Source organism: Streptomyces sp. NBC_01116, assembly GCF_041435495.1.
Taxonomy (GTDB): domain Bacteria; phylum Actinomycetota; class Actinomycetes; order Streptomycetales; family Streptomycetaceae; genus Streptomyces.
On sequence record NZ_CP108644.1, the window covers coordinates 6,437,770 to 6,455,164 of the forward strand.

Annotated in this window: 4 protein-coding genes, 1 tRNA gene and 3 rRNA genes; 7 read left to right on the top strand and 1 reads right to left on the bottom strand. The window is 65.2% G+C overall.

Annotated features, from left to right (window positions below; all coding sequences use genetic code 11):
- The first annotated feature begins 64 nt into the window (after positions 1–64).
- From OG245_RS28490 to OG245_RS28510, 5 genes are all read left to right on the top strand, one after another.
- Positions 65–1,750 carry a ribonuclease J gene (locus tag OG245_RS28490; RefSeq protein WP_164611654.1) on the top strand — a complete coding sequence of 562 codons (1,686 nt, stop codon included), beginning with the start codon at positions 65–67 and terminating at the stop codon, positions 1,748–1,750.
- A 649-nt stretch (positions 1,751–2,399) separates the two neighbouring features.
- Positions 2,400–3,925, top strand: a 16S ribosomal RNA gene (locus OG245_RS28495).
- A gap of 303 nt (positions 3,926–4,228) precedes the next feature.
- A 23S ribosomal RNA gene (locus OG245_RS28500) occupies positions 4,229–7,353 on the top strand.
- Positions 7,354–7,430: 77 nt separating this feature from the next.
- Positions 7,431–7,547: ribosomal RNA gene (gene rrf, locus OG245_RS28505) — 5S ribosomal RNA — on the top strand.
- The 16S, 23S and 5S rRNA genes sit together here with 1 tRNA gene alongside, the layout of an rRNA operon.
- 262 nt (positions 7,548–7,809) lie before the next feature.
- A tRNA-Thr gene (locus tag OG245_RS28510) sits at positions 7,810–7,882 on the top strand.
- Between the two features lie 51 nt (positions 7,883–7,933).
- Here the strand turns inward: OG245_RS28510 and OG245_RS28515 are convergent.
- Complete coding sequence (locus tag OG245_RS28515; protein WP_371626249.1) at positions 7,934–10,561, bottom strand: SpoIIE family protein phosphatase; 2,628 nt, start codon at positions 10,559–10,561, stop codon at positions 7,934–7,936.
- A 400-nt stretch (positions 10,562–10,961) separates the two neighbouring features.
- Between OG245_RS28515 and OG245_RS28520 the strand changes: the two genes are divergently transcribed.
- On the top strand, positions 10,962–16,427 hold the full coding sequence (locus tag OG245_RS28520; protein WP_371626250.1) for a HAMP domain-containing protein: 5,466 nt from the start codon (positions 10,962–10,964) through the stop codon (positions 16,425–16,427).
- 244 nt (positions 16,428–16,671) lie between these two features.
- Complete coding sequence (locus OG245_RS28525) at positions 16,672–17,355, top strand: two-component system response regulator (protein ID WP_371626251.1); 684 nt, start codon at positions 16,672–16,674, stop codon at positions 17,353–17,355.
- The last annotated feature ends 40 nt before the right edge of the window (positions 17,356–17,395 follow it).

The following is a 17,395-nucleotide window of genomic DNA, read 5'->3' on the forward strand; positions in this document are numbered from 1 at the left end:
TGCACGAATGACATGCGCGCCACGTGCCTCAGCGGTACGTGGCGCGCGTGGTAAGGAGAGTCTTTTGAGTCATCCGCATCCTGAACTCGGTACCCCGCCGAAGCTCCCGAAGGGCGCCCTGCGGGTCACCCCGCTCGGCGGCCTGGGCGAGATCGGCCGGAACATGACGGTCTTCGAGTACGGCGGCCGCCTGCTCATCGTCGACTGCGGCGTCCTCTTCCCCGAGGAGGAGCAGCCGGGCATCGACCTGATCCTTCCGGACTTCACCACGATCCGGGACCGCCTGGACGACATCGAGGGCATCGTCCTCACGCACGGCCACGAGGACCACATCGGTGGTGTCCCGTACCTGCTGCGCCTGAAGCCGGACATCCCCCTCATCGGCTCCAAGCTGACCCTCGCGCTCATCGAGGCGAAGCTCCAGGAGCACCGGATCCGCCCGTACACCCTTGAGGTCACCGAGGGCCAGCGCGAGCGCATCGGCGTCTTCGACTGCGAGTTCATCGCGGTCAACCACTCCATCCCGGACGCTCTCGCCGTCGCCATCCGCACCCCCGCGGGCATGGCCGTGGCCACCGGTGACTTCAAGATGGACCAGCTTCCGCTGGACGGCCGTCTCACCGACCTGCACGCGTTCGCGCGCCTCAGCGAGGAGGGCATCGACCTCCTCCTCTCCGACTCCACGAACGCCGAGGTTCCCGGCTTCGTGCCGCCGGAGCGGGACATCTCCAACGTCCTGCGCACGGTCTTCGCGAACGCCCAGAAGCGCATCATCGTGGCGAGCTTCGCCAGCCATGTGCACCGCATCCAGCAGATCCTGGACGCCGCACACGAATACGGCCGCAGGGTCGCCTTCGTCGGCCGCTCGATGGTCCGCAACATGGGCATCGCCCGCGACCTGGGCTACCTGAAGGTTCCCGCCGGACTGGTCGTCGACGTCAAGACCCTCGACGACCTCCCGGACGACGAGGTCGTGCTGGTCTGCACGGGCTCGCAGGGCGAGCCGATGGCGGCCCTCTCCCGGATGGCCAACCGCGACCACCAGATCCGGATCGTCCCGGGCGACACGGTGATCCTCGCGTCGTCCCTGATCCCGGGCAACGAGAACGCGGTCTACCGCGTGATCAACGGCCTGACCCGCTGGGGCGCCAACGTCGTCCACAAGGGCAACGCCAAGGTCCACGTCTCGGGCCACGCCTCGGCCGGCGAGCTGCTGTACTTCTACAACATCTGCAAGCCGAAGAACCTGATGCCGGTCCACGGCGAATGGCGCCACCTGCGCGCCAACGCCGAGCTGGGCGCCCTCACCGGCGTACCGAAGGACCACATCGTCATCGCCGAGGACGGCGTGGTCGTCGACCTCATCGACGGCAAGGCGAAGATCGTCGGCAAGGTCCAGGCCGGTTACGTCTACGTCGACGGCCTCTCCGTCGGAGACGTCACCGAGACCTCCCTCAAGGACCGACGCATCCTGGGCGACGAGGGCATCATCTCGGTGTTCATCGTGGTCGACAGCTCCTCCGGCAAGATCGTGGGCGGCCCCCACATCCAGGCCCGGGGCTCCGGCATCGACGACAGCGCCTTCGTGGCCGTCACGCCGAAGATCCAGGAAGCCCTGGACAAGTCGGCGCAGGACGGCGTGATGGAGCCCCATCAGCTCCAGCAGATGGTCCGCAGGACGGTCGGCAAGTGGGTGTCCGACACCTACCGCCGGCGTCCGATGATCCTTCCGGTCGTCGTCGAGGTCTGACCCCTCACGACCGCCTGACCTGGAGCGGGGCTCTCGATTTGCATCGAGGAGCCCCGCTCCAGTACGTTTACGTCTCCGCCTGAACGGGAAGCACCGCGCGCACTCGTGCGCTTGGAGAACCCCGAACGGGGCGGGAATTCCGACTCAGAATCTCTGATAAAGTCGGATCCGCCGAAAGGCAAGGCCGCTCCGCAGGCCACCGGAAATCGAATTCGGACCGGAAACGGAACGAAAAAGAGTCTGGTAAAGTCGGACTCGCCGGAAAGGGAAAACGCGAAAGCGAAGGACCTGGAAGGCGGGATGCGAGACCCGCTTCGACCGGGAATCGGACACGAAAGAGTCTGATAGAGTCGGAAACGCAAGACAGCGAGACAGAAGAAGTAAACGAAGGGAAGCGCCCGGAGGGCCCCGGTGATACGGGACCGAAGGAAGCGTCCGTTCCTTGAGAACTCAACAGCGTGCCAAAAGTCAACGCCAGATATGTTGATACCCCGGCCTGCTTCGGCAGGTTGGTGGTTCCTTTGAAAGTCCTGCGGGTCCACTTCGGTGGCCGGCAGGCAATTACACAGCGAGGACGCTGTGAACAACGGGTCTTATTCCGACCGGTTGTTCCGCTCTCGTGATGTGTGCACCCGATTACGGGTAAACATTCACGGAGAGTTTGATCCTGGCTCAGGACGAACGCTGGCGGCGTGCTTAACACATGCAAGTCGAACGATGAAGCCTTTCGGGGTGGATTAGTGGCGAACGGGTGAGTAACACGTGGGCAATCTGCCCTTCACTCTGGGACAAGCCCTGGAAACGGGGTCTAATACCGGATAACACTCTGTCCCGCATGGGACGGGGTTAAAAGCTCCGGCGGTGAAGGATGAGCCCGCGGCCTATCAGCTTGTTGGTGGGGTAATGGCCTACCAAGGCGACGACGGGTAGCCGGCCTGAGAGGGCGACCGGCCACACTGGGACTGAGACACGGCCCAGACTCCTACGGGAGGCAGCAGTGGGGAATATTGCACAATGGGCGAAAGCCTGATGCAGCGACGCCGCGTGAGGGATGACGGCCTTCGGGTTGTAAACCTCTTTCAGCAGGGAAGAAGCGAAAGTGACGGTACCTGCAGAAGAAGCGCCGGCTAACTACGTGCCAGCAGCCGCGGTAATACGTAGGGCGCAAGCGTTGTCCGGAATTATTGGGCGTAAAGAGCTCGTAGGCGGCTTGTCACGTCGGATGTGAAAGCCCGGGGCTTAACCCCGGGTCTGCATTCGATACGGGCTAGCTAGAGTGTGGTAGGGGAGATCGGAATTCCTGGTGTAGCGGTGAAATGCGCAGATATCAGGAGGAACACCGGTGGCGAAGGCGGATCTCTGGGCCATTACTGACGCTGAGGAGCGAAAGCGTGGGGAGCGAACAGGATTAGATACCCTGGTAGTCCACGCCGTAAACGTTGGGAACTAGGTGTTGGCGACATTCCACGTCGTCGGTGCCGCAGCTAACGCATTAAGTTCCCCGCCTGGGGAGTACGGCCGCAAGGCTAAAACTCAAAGGAATTGACGGGGGCCCGCACAAGCAGCGGAGCATGTGGCTTAATTCGACGCAACGCGAAGAACCTTACCAAGGCTTGACATATACCGGAAAGCATCAGAGATGGTGCCCCCCTTGTGGTCGGTATACAGGTGGTGCATGGCTGTCGTCAGCTCGTGTCGTGAGATGTTGGGTTAAGTCCCGCAACGAGCGCAACCCTTGTTCTGTGTTGCCAGCATGCCCTTCGGGGTGATGGGGACTCACAGGAGACTGCCGGGGTCAACTCGGAGGAAGGTGGGGACGACGTCAAGTCATCATGCCCCTTATGTCTTGGGCTGCACACGTGCTACAATGGCCGGTACAATGAGCTGCGATGCCGCGAGGCGGAGCGAATCTCAAAAAGCCGGTCTCAGTTCGGATTGGGGTCTGCAACTCGACCCCATGAAGTCGGAGTTGCTAGTAATCGCAGATCAGCATTGCTGCGGTGAATACGTTCCCGGGCCTTGTACACACCGCCCGTCACGTCACGAAAGTCGGTAACACCCGAAGCCGGTGGCCCAACCCCTTGTGGGAGGGAGCTGTCGAAGGTGGGACTGGCGATTGGGACGAAGTCGTAACAAGGTAGCCGTACCGGAAGGTGCGGCTGGATCACCTCCTTTCTAAGGAGCACTTCTTACCAGGTTCGCTTGGTCAGAGGCCAGTACACCGGCGAATGTTCGGTGCTGGTTGCTCATGGGTGGAACGTTGACTATTCGGCACGATGGTTTGTTGGTCACTAGTACTGCTTCGGCGTGGAACGTGGTGAACAGGGCATCGGGCCGGGCACGTTGTTGGGTATCTGAGGGTACGGGCTCGTTTGAGTCTGTCCTTCGGTTGCCGGCCCCAGTGAACTCGCCCTTAGGGGTGGGGTGATGGGTGGCTGGTCGTTGTTTGAGAACTGCACAGTGGACGCGAGCATCTGTGGCCAAGTTTTTAAGGGCGCACGGTGGATGCCTTGGCACCAGGAACCGATGAAGGACGTGGGAGGCCACGATAGTCCCCGGGGAGCTGTCAACCAAGCTTTGATCCGGGGGTTTCCGAATGGGGAAACCCGGCAGTCGTCATGGGCTGTCACCCGCTGCTGAACACATAGGCAGTGTGGAGGGAACGAGGGGAAGTGAAACATCTCAGTACCCTCAGGAAGAGAAAACAACCGTGATTCCGGGAGTAGTGGCGAGCGAAACTGGATGAGGCCAAACCGTATGCGTGTGATACCCGGCAGGGGTTGCGCATGCGGGGTTGTGGGATCTCTCTTTCACAGTCTGCCGGCTGTGGGACGAGTCAGAAACCGTTGATGTAGGCGAAGGACATGCGAAAGGTCCGGCGTAGAGGGTAAGACCCCCGTAGCTGAAACATCAACGGCTCGTTTGAGAGACACCCAAGTAGCACGGGGCCCGAGAAATCCCGTGTGAATCTGGCGGGACCACCCGCTAAGCCTAAATATTCCCTGGTGACCGATAGCGGATAGTACCGTGAGGGAATGGTGAAAAGTACCGCGGGAGCGGAGTGAAATAGTACCTGAAACCGTGTGCCTACAAGCCGTGGGAGCGTCGCTGTATGTGCTTGCACATGCAGTCGTGACTGCGTGCCTTTTGAAGAATGAGCCTGCGAGTTAGCGGTGTGTAGCGAGGTTAACCCGTGTGGGGAAGCCGTAGCGAAAGCGAGTCCGAACAGGGCGATTGAGTTGCACGCTCTAGACCCGAAGCGGAGTGATCTAGCCATGGGCAGGTTGAAGCGGAGGTAAGACTTCGTGGAGGACCGAACCCACCAGGGTTGAAAACCTGGGGGATGACCTGTGGTTAGGGGTGAAAGGCCAATCAAACTCCGTGATAGCTGGTTCTCCCCGAAATGCATTTAGGTGCAGCGTCGTGTGTTTCTTGCCGGAGGTAGAGCACTGGATAGGCGATGGGCCCTACCGGGTTACTGACCTTAGCCAAACTCCGAATGCCGGTAAGTGAGAGCGCGGCAGTGAGACTGTGGGGGATAAGCTCCATGGTCGAGAGGGAAACAGCCCAGAGCATCGACTAAGGCCCCTAAGCGTACGCTAAGTGGGAAAGGATGTGGAGTCGCAGAGACAACCAGGAGGTTGGCTTAGAAGCAGCCACCCTTGAAAGAGTGCGTAATAGCTCACTGGTCAAGTGATTCCGCGCCGACAATGTAGCGGGGCTCAAGCGTACCGCCGAAGTCGTGTCATTCGTACATATATCCCCAACGGGAGTACGGATGGGTAGGGGAGCGTCGTGTGCCGGGTGAAGCAGCCGCGGAAGCGAGTTGTGGACGGTTCACGAGTGAGAATGCAGGCATGAGTAGCGATACACACGTGAGAAACGTGTGCGCCGATTGACTAAGGGTTCCTGGGTCAAGCTGATCTGCCCAGGGTAAGTCGGGACCTAAGGCGAGGCCGACAGGCGTAGTCGATGGACAACCGGTTGATATTCCGGTACCCGCTTTGAAACGCCCAGTACTGAATCAGGCGATGCTAAGTCCGTGAAGCCGGCCCGATCTCTTCGGAGTTGAGGGTAGTGGTGGAGCCGATGAACCAGACTTGTAGTAGGTAAGCGATGGGGTGACGCAGGAAGGTAGTCCAGCCCGGGCGGTGGTTGTCCCGGGGTAAGGGTGTAGCCCGTGTGGTAGGCAAATCCGTCACACGTTAAGGGTGAGACCTGATGCCGAGCCGATTGTGGTGAAGTGGATGATCCTATGCTGTCGAGAAAAGCCTCTAGCGAGTTTCATGGCGGCCCGTACCCTAAACCGACTCAGGTGGTCAGGTAGAGAATACCGAGGCGTTCGGGTGAACTATGGTTAAGGAACTCGGCAAAATGCCCCCGTAACTTCGGGAGAAGGGGGGCCATCACTGGTGATAGCACTTGCTGCTTGAGCTGGGGGTGGCCGCAGAGACCAGCGAGAAGCGACTGTTTACTAAAAACACAGGTCCGTGCGAAGCCGTAAGGCGATGTATACGGACTGACGCCTGCCCGGTGCTGGAACGTTAAGGGGACCGGTTAGCTGCCTTTCGGGGTGGCGAAGCTGAGAACTTAAGCGCCAGTAAACGGCGGTGGTAACTATAACCATCCTAAGGTAGCGAAATTCCTTGTCGGGTAAGTTCCGACCTGCACGAATGGCGTAACGACTTCTCGACTGTCTCAACCATAGGCCCGGTGAAATTGCACTACGAGTAAAGATGCTCGTTTCGCGCAGCAGGACGGAAAGACCCCGGGACCTTTACTATAGTTTGATATTGGTGTTCGGTTCGGCTTGTGTAGGATAGGTGGGAGACTTTGAAGCGGCCACGCCAGTGGTTGTGGAGTCGTCGTTGAAATACCACTCTGGTCGTGCTGGATGTCTAACCTGGGTCCGTGATCCGGATCAGGGACAGTGTCTGATGGGTAGTTTAACTGGGGCGGTTGCCTCCTAAAGAGTAACGGAGGCGCCCAAAGGTTCCCTCAGCCTGGTTGGCAATCAGGTGTTGAGTGTAAGTGCACAAGGGAGCTTGACTGTGAGACCGACGGGTCGAGCAGGGACGAAAGTCGGGACTAGTGATCCGGCAGTGGCTTGTGGAAGCGCTGTCGCTCAACGGATAAAAGGTACCCCGGGGATAACAGGCTGATCTTCCCCAAGAGTCCATATCGACGGGATGGTTTGGCACCTCGATGTCGGCTCGTCGCATCCTGGGGCTGGAGTCGGTCCCAAGGGTTGGGCTGTTCGCCCATTAAAGCGGTACGCGAGCTGGGTTTAGAACGTCGTGAGACAGTTCGGTCCCTATCCGCTGTGCGCGTAGGAATATTGAGAAGGGCTGTCCCTAGTACGAGAGGACCGGGACGGACGAACCTCTGGTGTGCCAGTTGTCCTGCCAAGGGCATGGCTGGTTGGCTACGTTCGGAAAGGATAACCGCTGAAAGCATCTAAGCGGGAAGCCTGCTTCGAGATGAGTATTCCCACCCTCTTGAAGGGTTAAGGCTCCCAGTAGACGACTGGGTTGATAGGCCAGATGTGGAAGCCCTGTAAGGGGTGGAGCTGACTGGTACTAATAGGCCGAGGGCTTGTCCTCAGTTGCTCGCGTCCACTGTGTTAGTTCTGAAATAACGAACGGCCGTGTTTTTCCGGTGTTGGTTAATTTCATAGTGTTTCGGTGGTCATTGCGTTAGGGAAACGCCCGGTTACATTCCGAACCCGGAAGCTAAGCCTTTCAGCGCCGATGGTACTGCAGGGGGGACCCTGTGGGAGAGTAGGACGCCGCCGAACAATTTTTCCGGGAAGCCCCGCACCTTTTGGTGCGGGGCTTTTCTGCGTTCCGGGACCGATCCGCGACACCCGAGATCCGTGGGGACCCGGTGAGGCCTGCGGGACCAGCGGGACCCGGGAGACCCCGGCAACCGAGGGCCGCACGAGGGCCGTCCAAGAGCTGCACGAGGGCCGTAGGAGGGCCCGTGAACCCGGGCCGGCCGGGATTATGAGCATCCCTGGATTCCGTGTATGGTTTACCTCGTTGCCACAGCGCAACGAGGCCCCAATAGCTCAGTCGGTAGAGCGTCTCCATGGTAAGGAGAAGGTCTGCGGTTCGATTCCGCATTGGGGCTCAGAGAACGCGAAAGGCCCCCGCCACCGGCGGGGGCCTTTCGCGTTGAAGGTCAGACGCTGTGCGGCTCCGGGACGCGCATGGCCAGGATCGCCATGTCGTCCGAGGCCGGCTCGGCCGCGAAGCGTTCCACGGCCCGCAGAATGCGGGAGGCGACCGCTCCGGCCGTCAGGCCCGTACAGGTCGACAGGACGTCCGCGAGGCCGTCGTCGCCCAGCATGCGGCTTCCCTCGCGGCGTTCGGTGACGCCGTCCGTGACGCACAGCAGGACGTCGCCCGGGTCGAGGACGACCTCCTGCTCGTACAGGTCGAGGTCCTCGATGACGCCGAGCAGGGGCTGCGGCTCCGCGGCGGACTCGACGGAGCCGTCCTGGCGCAGGCGCAGCGGCAGGGGATGGCCGGCGCACACGACCTTCAGCAGGGCGCTGCCGTCCTCCTGGGGCCACAGCTCGCCGTACAGGAGGGTCAGGAAGCGGCTGCGGGCGCCCTCGTCGAGGATCGCCGCGTTGAGGCGCTCCAGGACCGCCGGACCGCCGAAGCCCTCGCGGGCCAGCAGGCGCAGCGCGTGGCGGGCGAGGCCCGTGACGGCGGCGGCCTCGGGCCCCGTACCGCACACGTCGCCGATCGCGAAGCCGTACGCCCCGTCGCTGATCGGGAAGACGTCGTAGAAGTCGCCGCCGACCTCGTTGCCCTCGCCCGCGGCGCGGTAGATGACCTCGATCTCGACGTTCGGCACGTCGGGGAGGCCCGGGGGCAGCAGGCTCCGCTGGAGGGACTGGCTGATCGCCGTGCGCTCCGAGTACAGGCGGGCGTTGTCCAGGGCCAGGGCGGCCCTGCGGGAGAGGTCCTCGGCCAGCTCCAGGATCTCCTGGCGGAAGTGGTCGTCGGAGGGCTTCCCGAGCGTCAGCATGCCGATCACGCGGTTGCGGGCGACCAACGGAAGGACCACCGTCTCGCCGCCGACGGCCTGGGCCGTGGCGAGGATGGTGCGGGTGGCCGTGCTCATGCTCAGCGGAGCGTCGTGCTGGAGGCTGCGGGTCGAGGTGCTCAGCGCGGCACGGTGACCGGCCTCCGAGGGCGCGGCCCAGACCCGGGCGCCCGGGGTCGGTACCGGGTCCGGCGGGGCGATCTTGGAGAGCAGGGCCTTGAGCCCGTCGATGAGGTCCTCGTCCTCGTGGAGCACGTACGAGAGATACGGCTCGGAGGACTGGTCCGCGATCGTGTAGACGGCGCACCAGGTGGCCAGGGTCGGGACCGTCATCTGGGCCATGAGCGCCAGGGTCTGGTCCCGGTCGAGCGTGCCGGCCAGCAGGTCGGAGGCTTCGACGAGGAAGGACAGGGAGCCGCGGCGCAGCCGTTCCAGCTCGCCGAGGCGGGCGGACTCCACGGCCAGCGCGATGCGGTCCGCCGCGAACTGGAGGCGCAGGGCCTCCTCGTTGGTGTAGCGGCCCGCACCTTCCGCCGCGACGCCGAGGGAGCCGGTGAGGCGGCCCTCGACCTTCAGCGGGACCGTGACGACCGAGCGCATCCCGGTGTCGGTGAGCAGGGGCACGGCGCCGGGGACGGCGGTGAGGTCCTCGTGGACGGCCGGCATCCGGGCGGAGCCGTAGCGTCCCGTGCCGGCCTCGACGGGGACCCGGGCGAAGCGCTGGCGGGCCGAGGGGAGGCCCGTCGTGGCGCGGACCTCCAGCTCCGTCTCGTCGTCCGTGGCGAGCAGGAGGAACGCCGCGTCGGCGTCGAGCATGTCGCGGGCCCGCTCGACCGTCCGCTGGAGGAGGCCGTCGAGGTCGTCGGGGGCCGGGGAGCCGATGAACACCTCGAACGGGTCCGCGGTGCGGTGGTCGGAGGAGGCGTCGGAGACCGGGGCGCGGACGGGGGACTGGAGCACGGCGCGCTCGTCGTCGCGGACGAGGAGGCAGACCGTGGAGGGTTCGCCGTCGGTGTCGCGGACCCTCAGGTGCGAGGCGTAGACGGCGATGGTCCGGCCGTCGGCGCCGCGGATTCCGTAGCTGCCCTCCCAGCGGGAGAGCTGGAGGGCGTCGGCGATGCCGGTGTTGGTCCCCGGGGTGTGGGGCCAGGCCACGAAGTCGGTGAACTGCTTGCCGGAGACCTGTTCCGCGGTGTGCCCGAAGACGTACGCGGCGTCGTCGTTCCACGCGCTGATCGCGCCGGTGCTGTCGATCTGGACGACGGCGACCCGGACCCGCTGGTCGGTGACGGGGAGCAGCGCGGTGGGCAGGACCGGGCCCGCGGAGCGGATGCCCACGGGCCGGTCGGGCAGGTCCAGCTGGAACCAGACGTGCTTGCGGGTGGGGGAGTACTCGACGCCCCAGCGGGAGGCCAGGGCGGCGCAGAGCAGCAGACCGCGGCCGTTCTCGCGGTCGGGGCTGCCGAAGTCCAGGCCGTTGCTCTGGAGCGGGACCTCGCGTTCCGGATAGTGGTCGGCGACCTCAACACGTACGCCGTCCCCGCTGCGCAGGCACAGCACGTCGGCCGCCGTCCCGGCGTGCACGACGGCATTGGTCACGAGCTCACTCGTGAGGACGACGGCGTCGTCGACGACATCGTTGTAGCCCCACCCCTGGAGCGTGTCCCGGACGAATGCGCGGGCGGTCGCGACGGAGCGCCCGACCGGTTCGAAGGTGGCGGCCGCGCGCGCGGTGATCACAGCACTCCCCATATGGTGTCTCGTCGCTTCCCCGAGTCCTGTGCCCGTTTATCGCCGCTTCGATTCGCTTGCCAGGCTAGACGTTCGCCGAGGGTGTCGTTTACACGAGGGCCGAGTTCGGGACAGAACGGTCCGGCAGTGGTGCGCGGGCGCACAAGTATGGACTCCCGGTGCAGGGGATGGGGGGCAACCGGGACAGGTCGCCCGCCGACCGGTCCCGGCCTGGTACGTTGCAACGATTTGACGTCCGCCCGGTCGCCCGTTGACGGTGTGCTGTGGCGGTGAGCCAAAGTGGAACTGGGCAAGCTTCCTGATAGGCCCGAGTGAAACGGTCAACCCCTGCGGGAGGGACACGGTGGAGTCTGGCGTGGCGGCGCGGGGTTCGAAGGCGCGTACAAAAGGCGGACAGTCCGTGAAAAAGCAGCGCAATGGCACCGTCGAGGTCGACGCGGCAGCTCTGAACAGACTGCTGGCGGGACTCGTGGCGATGCGCGACGGCAACTTCCGCCGGCGGCTCACCGTCTCCGGCGACGGTGTGATGACGGAGATCTCCGCGGTCTTCAACGAGGTCGCCGACCGGAACCTTCACCTCACCGGTGAGCTGGCCCGTGTACGGCGCGTGGTCGGCCGGGAGGGAAAGCTCACGGAGCGGCTGGAGACGGGCGCCTGCGAGGGTTCCTGGGCCGCCGCGATCGACGCCTCCAACGAGCTCGTCGACGATCTCGCGCGACCGGTCTCCGAAGTGGGCCGGGTGCTGTCGGCGATCGCCGACGGTGATCTGGAGCAGCGGATGGAGCTGCGGTCGCACACGACGGACGAGACGGTCCGGCCGCTGCGCGGCGAGTTCCTGAAGGTCGCCCGTACGGTCAACAACCTGGTCGACCAGCTGTCGGCCTTCACCGAACAGGTGACCCGGGTAGCCGTCGAGGTGGGCACCGAGGGCAAGCTCGGGGGGCAGGCGCAGGTGCGCGGGATGTCCGGGTCCTGGAAGGACCTCACGGACTCCGTGAACACCATGGCGTACCGGCTGACGGCCCAGGTGCGGGACATCGCGCTGGTGACGACGGCGGTCGCCAAGGGGGATCTGTCGCGGAAGGTCACCGTCCATGTGGCCGGCGAGATGCTCCAGCTGAAGAACACCGTCAACACGATGGTCGACCAGCTGTCGTCGTTCTCCTCGGAGGTGACGCGCGTTGCCCGTGAGGTGGGTACGGAGGGCGAGCTGGGCGGTCAGGCGACCGTGCCGGGCGTGGCGGGTGTGTGGAAGGACCTCACCGACTCCGTCAACACGATGGCGGGCAACCTCACCTCCCAGGTGCGCGGGATCGCCGAGGTGACGACGGCGGTCGCCAGCGGTGACCTGACGCAGAAGGTCACGGTGAGCGCGCGCGGCGAGGTCGCGCAGCTCGCCGAGACGATCAACCAGATGACCGAGACGCTGCGCACCTTCGCGGACGAGGTGACGCGGGTGGCGAGCGAGGTCGGTGGCGAGGGGCTGCTCGGCGGCCAGGCGCAGGTGCCGGGAGCCGCGGGGACGTGGAAGGACCTCACCGATTCGGTGAACACGGTCTTCCGGAACCTGACGACCCAGGTGCGTGACATCGCGCAGGTGACGACGGCGGTGGCCAGCGGCGACATGTCGCAGAAGGTCACGGTCGACGTGGCCGGGGAGATGCTGGAGCTGAAGAACACCGTCAACACGATGGTGGACCAGCTTCAGTCCTTCGGTTCCGAAGTGACCCGCGTGGCCCGGGAGGTCGGTGTCGAGGGGCGGCTCGGCGGCCAGGCCGAGGTGCCGGGAGCCGCGGGGACGTGGAAGGACCTCACCGACTCGGTGAACACCGCGTTCCGCAACCTGACCGGTCAGGTCCGGGACATCGCGCAGGTCACCACGGCGGTCGCGAACGGTGACCTGTCGCAGAAGGTCACCGTGAACGTGGCCGGAGAGATGCTGGAACTGAAGAACACCGTCAACACCATGGTGGCGCAGCTGTCCAGCTTCGCCGACCAGGTGACGCGGATGGCCCGGGACGTGGGCACCGAGGGCCGCCTCGGCGGTCAGGCGCGCGTGGACGGTGTGTCGGGTACGTGGAAGGAGCTCACGGACTCCGTCAACTTCATGGCCGGCAACCTCACCTCTCAGGTGAGGCAGATCGCGCAGGTGACGACGGCGGTGGCGCGGGGAGACCTGTCGCAGAAGATCGACGTGGACGCCCGGGGCGAGATCCTGGAGCTCAAGAACACCATCAACACGATGGTCGACCAGCTCTCCGCCTTCGCCGACCAGGTCACCCGGGTCGCCCGCGAGGTGGGCACGGACGGGCGCCTCGGCGGTCAGGCGCAGGTGCCGGGCGTCGCCGGAGTGTGGCGCGATCTCACCGATTCGGTGAACGGCATGGCCGGAAACCTCACCGCTCAGGTCCGTAACATCGCGCAGGTCGCGACGGCGGTGGCGCGCGGTGACCTGTCGCAGAAGATCGACGTGGACGCCCGGGGCGAGATCCTGGAGCTGAAGAACACCCTGAACACGATGGTGGACCAGCTGTCCAACTTCGCGGAGCAGGTGACGCGGGTAGCGCGTGAGGTGGGCACGGAGGGCATCCTCGGCGGTCAGGCCGAGGTCCAGGGCGTGTCCGGTACGTGGAAGGACCTCACCCAGTCCGTCAACGGCATGGCGAACAACCTGACCCTCCAGGTCCGCAACATCGCCGAGGTCACCACCGCGGTCGCCAAGGGCGATCTCTCCAAGAAGATCACCGTCGACGCCAAGGGCGAGATCCTCGAACTGGTCACGACCGTCAACACGATGGTCGACCAGCTCCTGAACTTCGCGGACGAGGTCTCGCGCGTGGCCCGCGAGGTGGGTACCGAGGGCATTCTCGGCGGTCAGGCGCGGGTGCGCGGCGCGACCGGCATCTGGAAGGACCTCAGCGAGAACGTCAACCTGATGGCCAACAACCTGACCAGCCAGGTGCGCAACATCTCCCGGGTCTCCTCGGCGGTCGCCAACGGCGATCTGACGAAGAAGGTCACCGTGGAGGCGCGCGGCGAGGTCGCGGAGCTGGCCGACACGGTCAACACGATGGTGACGACCCTGTCCTCGTTCGCCGACGAGGTCACGCGGGTGGCCCGCGAGGTGGGTACGGAGGGCGAGCTGGGCGGTCAGGCGCGGGTGCCGGGAGTCGCCGGTACGTGGAAGGACCTCACCGAGTCCGTGAACTCGATGGCCTCCAACCTGACCGGCCAGGTGCGGCAGATCGCCACGGTCACCACCGCCATCGCCAAGGGCGACCTGACCAAGAAGATCGACATCGACGCGCGCGGTGAGATCCAGGAGCTGAAGAACACCATCAACACGATGGTCGACCAGCTGTCCTCGTTCGCCGAGCAGGTGACCCGGGTGGCCCGCGAGGTGGGCACCGAGGGGCAGCTGGGCGGTCAGGCGCGGGTGCGGGACGTCGACGGCACCTGGCGCGACCTCACCGAGTCGGTGAACGAGATGGCCGGGAACCTGACCCGTCAGGTCCGCGCCATCGCGGCCGTCGCCACCGCGGTGACCCGCGGCGATCTGAACCTGAAGATCGACGTGGACGCGGCCGGCGAGATCCAGGTCCTCCAGGACAACATCAACACGATGATCGCGAACCTGCGCGACACCACCCTCGCCAACAAGGAGCAGGACTGGCTGAAGGGCAACCTGGCCCGGATCTCCGGTCTGATGCAGGGCCGCCGCGATCTCGACGACGTGGCCTCGCTGATCATGAGCGAGCTGACGCCGGTGGTGTCGGCGCAGCACGGCGCGTTCTTCCTGGCCATGAGCGCGGGCGACTCGGACGAGGTGGGTCCGGACGACGGTGCGGCCAGCGCGTACGAGCTGCGGATGCGGGGGAGTTACGGCTACTCCGCGGGTTCGATGCCGACCTCCTTCCGGCCCGGTGAGACGCTCATCGGGACGGCGGCCGAGGAGAAGCGGACGATCCAGGTGGACAACGTGCCGCCCGGCTATCTGAAGATCTCCTCCGGGCTGGGCGAGGCCCCTCCGGCGCATGTGATCGTGCTGCCGGTGCTCTTCGAGGGCAAGGTCCTCGGCGTGATCGAACTGGCCTCCTTCCAGCCGTTCACGCACATCCAGCGGGACTTCCTCAACCAGCTCGCCGAGATGATCGCGACGAGCGTCAACACGATCAGCGTCAACACCAAGACCGAGAAGCTCCTGGAGCAGTCGCAGGAGCTGACCGAGCAACTGCGCGACCGCTCACAGGAGTTGGAGAACCGGCAGAAGGCCCTCCAGGCGTCCAACGCCGAACTGGAGGAGAAGGCCGAGCTGCTGGCCCAGCAGAACCGCGACATCGAGGTGAAGAACACCGAGATCGAGGAGGCGCGGCAGGTGCTGGAGGAGCGGGCCGAGCAGCTCGCGGTCTCGATGCGCTACAAGTCCGAGTTCCTGGCGAACATGTCGCACGAGCTGCGGACGCCGCTCAACTCGCTGCTGATCCTCGCCAAGTTGCTGGCGGACAACGCCGAGGGCAACCTCTCGCCGAAGCAGGTGGAGTTCGCCGAGACGATTCACGGGGCCGGATCCGACCTGCTCCAGCTGATCAACGACATCCTCGACCTCTCCAAGGTCGAGGCGGGCAAGATGGACGTCAGCCCGACCAGGATCGCGCTGGTCCAGCTGGTCGACTACGTGGAGGCGACCTTCCGTCCGCTCACCGCGGAGAAGGGGCTCGACTTCTCCGTACGGGTGTCGCCGGAGCTCCCCGCGACGCTGCACACCGACGAGCAGCGCCTGCTGCAGGTGCTGCGCAACCTGCTCTCCAACGCGGTGAAGTTCACCGACGGCGGTGCGGTGGAGCTGGTGATCCGGCCGGCCGGCGCCGATGTGCCCAACGCGATCCGGGAGCACCTGCTGGAGGCCGGTTCGCTGCGCGACGCGGACGCCGATCTGATCGCCTTCTCGGTCACCGACACCGGGATCGGGATCGCGTCCAGCAAGATGCTGGTGATCTTCGAGGCGTTCAAGCAGGCGGACGGCACGACGAGCCGGAAGTACGGCGGCACCGGCCTCGGCCTCTCCATCAGCCGGGAGATCGCCCGGCTGCTCGGTGGCGAGATCCACGCGGCGAGCGAGCCGGGGCGCGGTTCCACCTTCACCCTGTACCTGCCGCTGCACCGCGCCGAACTGCCGCCCCAGGGCTACCCCGCCGTGGGTTCCGGTTCCGCCGAGGTGCTGGGCGGCGCGGCCGAGATGGGGCACGCGCAGTCCCCGCAGGGGCCGTCGGCTCCGTTCGGCGACCCGGCCAACTCCGCCGGGATGTTCCGGCGGCGGCGCAAGGCCCTGGGGGACGCGGCTCGCAGGCCCGCGCTGCCGACCGGCCGGACCGCGCCCGAGAGCTCCCCGCGGCAGGAGGAGTGGGTGCAGGCGCAGGGGAGTCAGGGCGAGAGCCGGCTTCAGGGCCAGGCGGCCGGGGAGGAGAAGGCGCCCCGGCGGACGTTCCGCTTCCGCGGTGAGAAGGTCCTCATCGTCGACGACGACATCCGCAACGTCTTCGCGCTGACCAGTGTGCTGGAGCAGCACGGACTGGCGGTGCTGTACGCGGAGAACGGCCGTGAGGGCATCGAAGTCCTGGAGCAGCACGACGATGTGACCGTCGTGCTGATGGACATCATGATGCCCGAGATGGACGGTTACGCGACGACGACCGCGATCCGTCGGATGCCGCAGTTCGCCGGGCTGCCGATCGTCGCGCTCACCGCGAAGGCGATGAAGGGCGACCGGGAGAAGGCCATCGACTGCGGCGCTTCCGACTATGTGACGAAGCCGGTCGACCCTGATCACCTGCTTGCGGTGATGGAGCAGTGGATGCACGGAGAGTGATGGAAAATGGAACGAATGAGTGTCAGTTGTTGACCGACTGTGCTCGAACGGGTGTGAACGCGCTGTATTCGGGGAACCTTCTGGTCTCCCACCGCGTTTGCGGTATGTGCACGGTGACATCGCGGTGACAGGGTGTGGTGACGGGCGGGGTGCGGCTACCATGACCGGCACAAGGACGGACGGCGTAAGGGAGTCGTCCCCTGGGGCGGCACCCGGTGCATTTCCGGGGCGAGGAGGACGGGCCATGGTGCAGAAGGCCAAGATCCTCCTGGTCGATGACCGGCCGGAGAATCTGCTGGCGCTGGAGGCCATCCTCTCTGCGCTCGATCAGACACTGGTCCGGGCATCGTCAGGGGAGGAGGCGCTCAAAGCGCTGCTCACGGACGACTTCGCGGTCATTCTGCTGGACGTCCAGATGCCGGGCATGGATGGTTTCGAGACAGCCGCGCACATCAAGCGGCGGGAGCGGACCCGGGACATCCCGATCATCTTCCTCACCGCGATCAACCACGGTCCGCACCACACCTTCCGCGGCTACGCGGCCGGTGCGGTGGACTACATCTCGAAGCCGTTCGACCCGTGGGTCCTGCGGGCCAAGGTCTCGGTCTTCGTCGAGCTGTACATGAAGAACTGCAAGCTCCGCGAGCAGGCCGCGCTGCTGCGACTCCAGTTGGACGGCGACGGCCACGCGGGCGGCGACAGCGAGAAGGAGCCGGCCGGTCTGCTGGCCGAACTCTCCGCGCGGCTCGCGGCGGTCGAGGAGCAGGCGGAAGCGCTCTCCAAGCAGCTCGACGACGAATCCGCGGACGCCGCCGCCGTGGCCACCGCAGCCCACCTCGAACGCAAGCTGACCGGCCTGCGCCGCGCGCTCGACGCGCTGGAGCCGGGCACCGGCGGGGCCGCGGGCGTACTGCCCGCACAGAGCTGACGATTCCGACCTCTCCGACTCGACGCCGGCCGGACGCCGC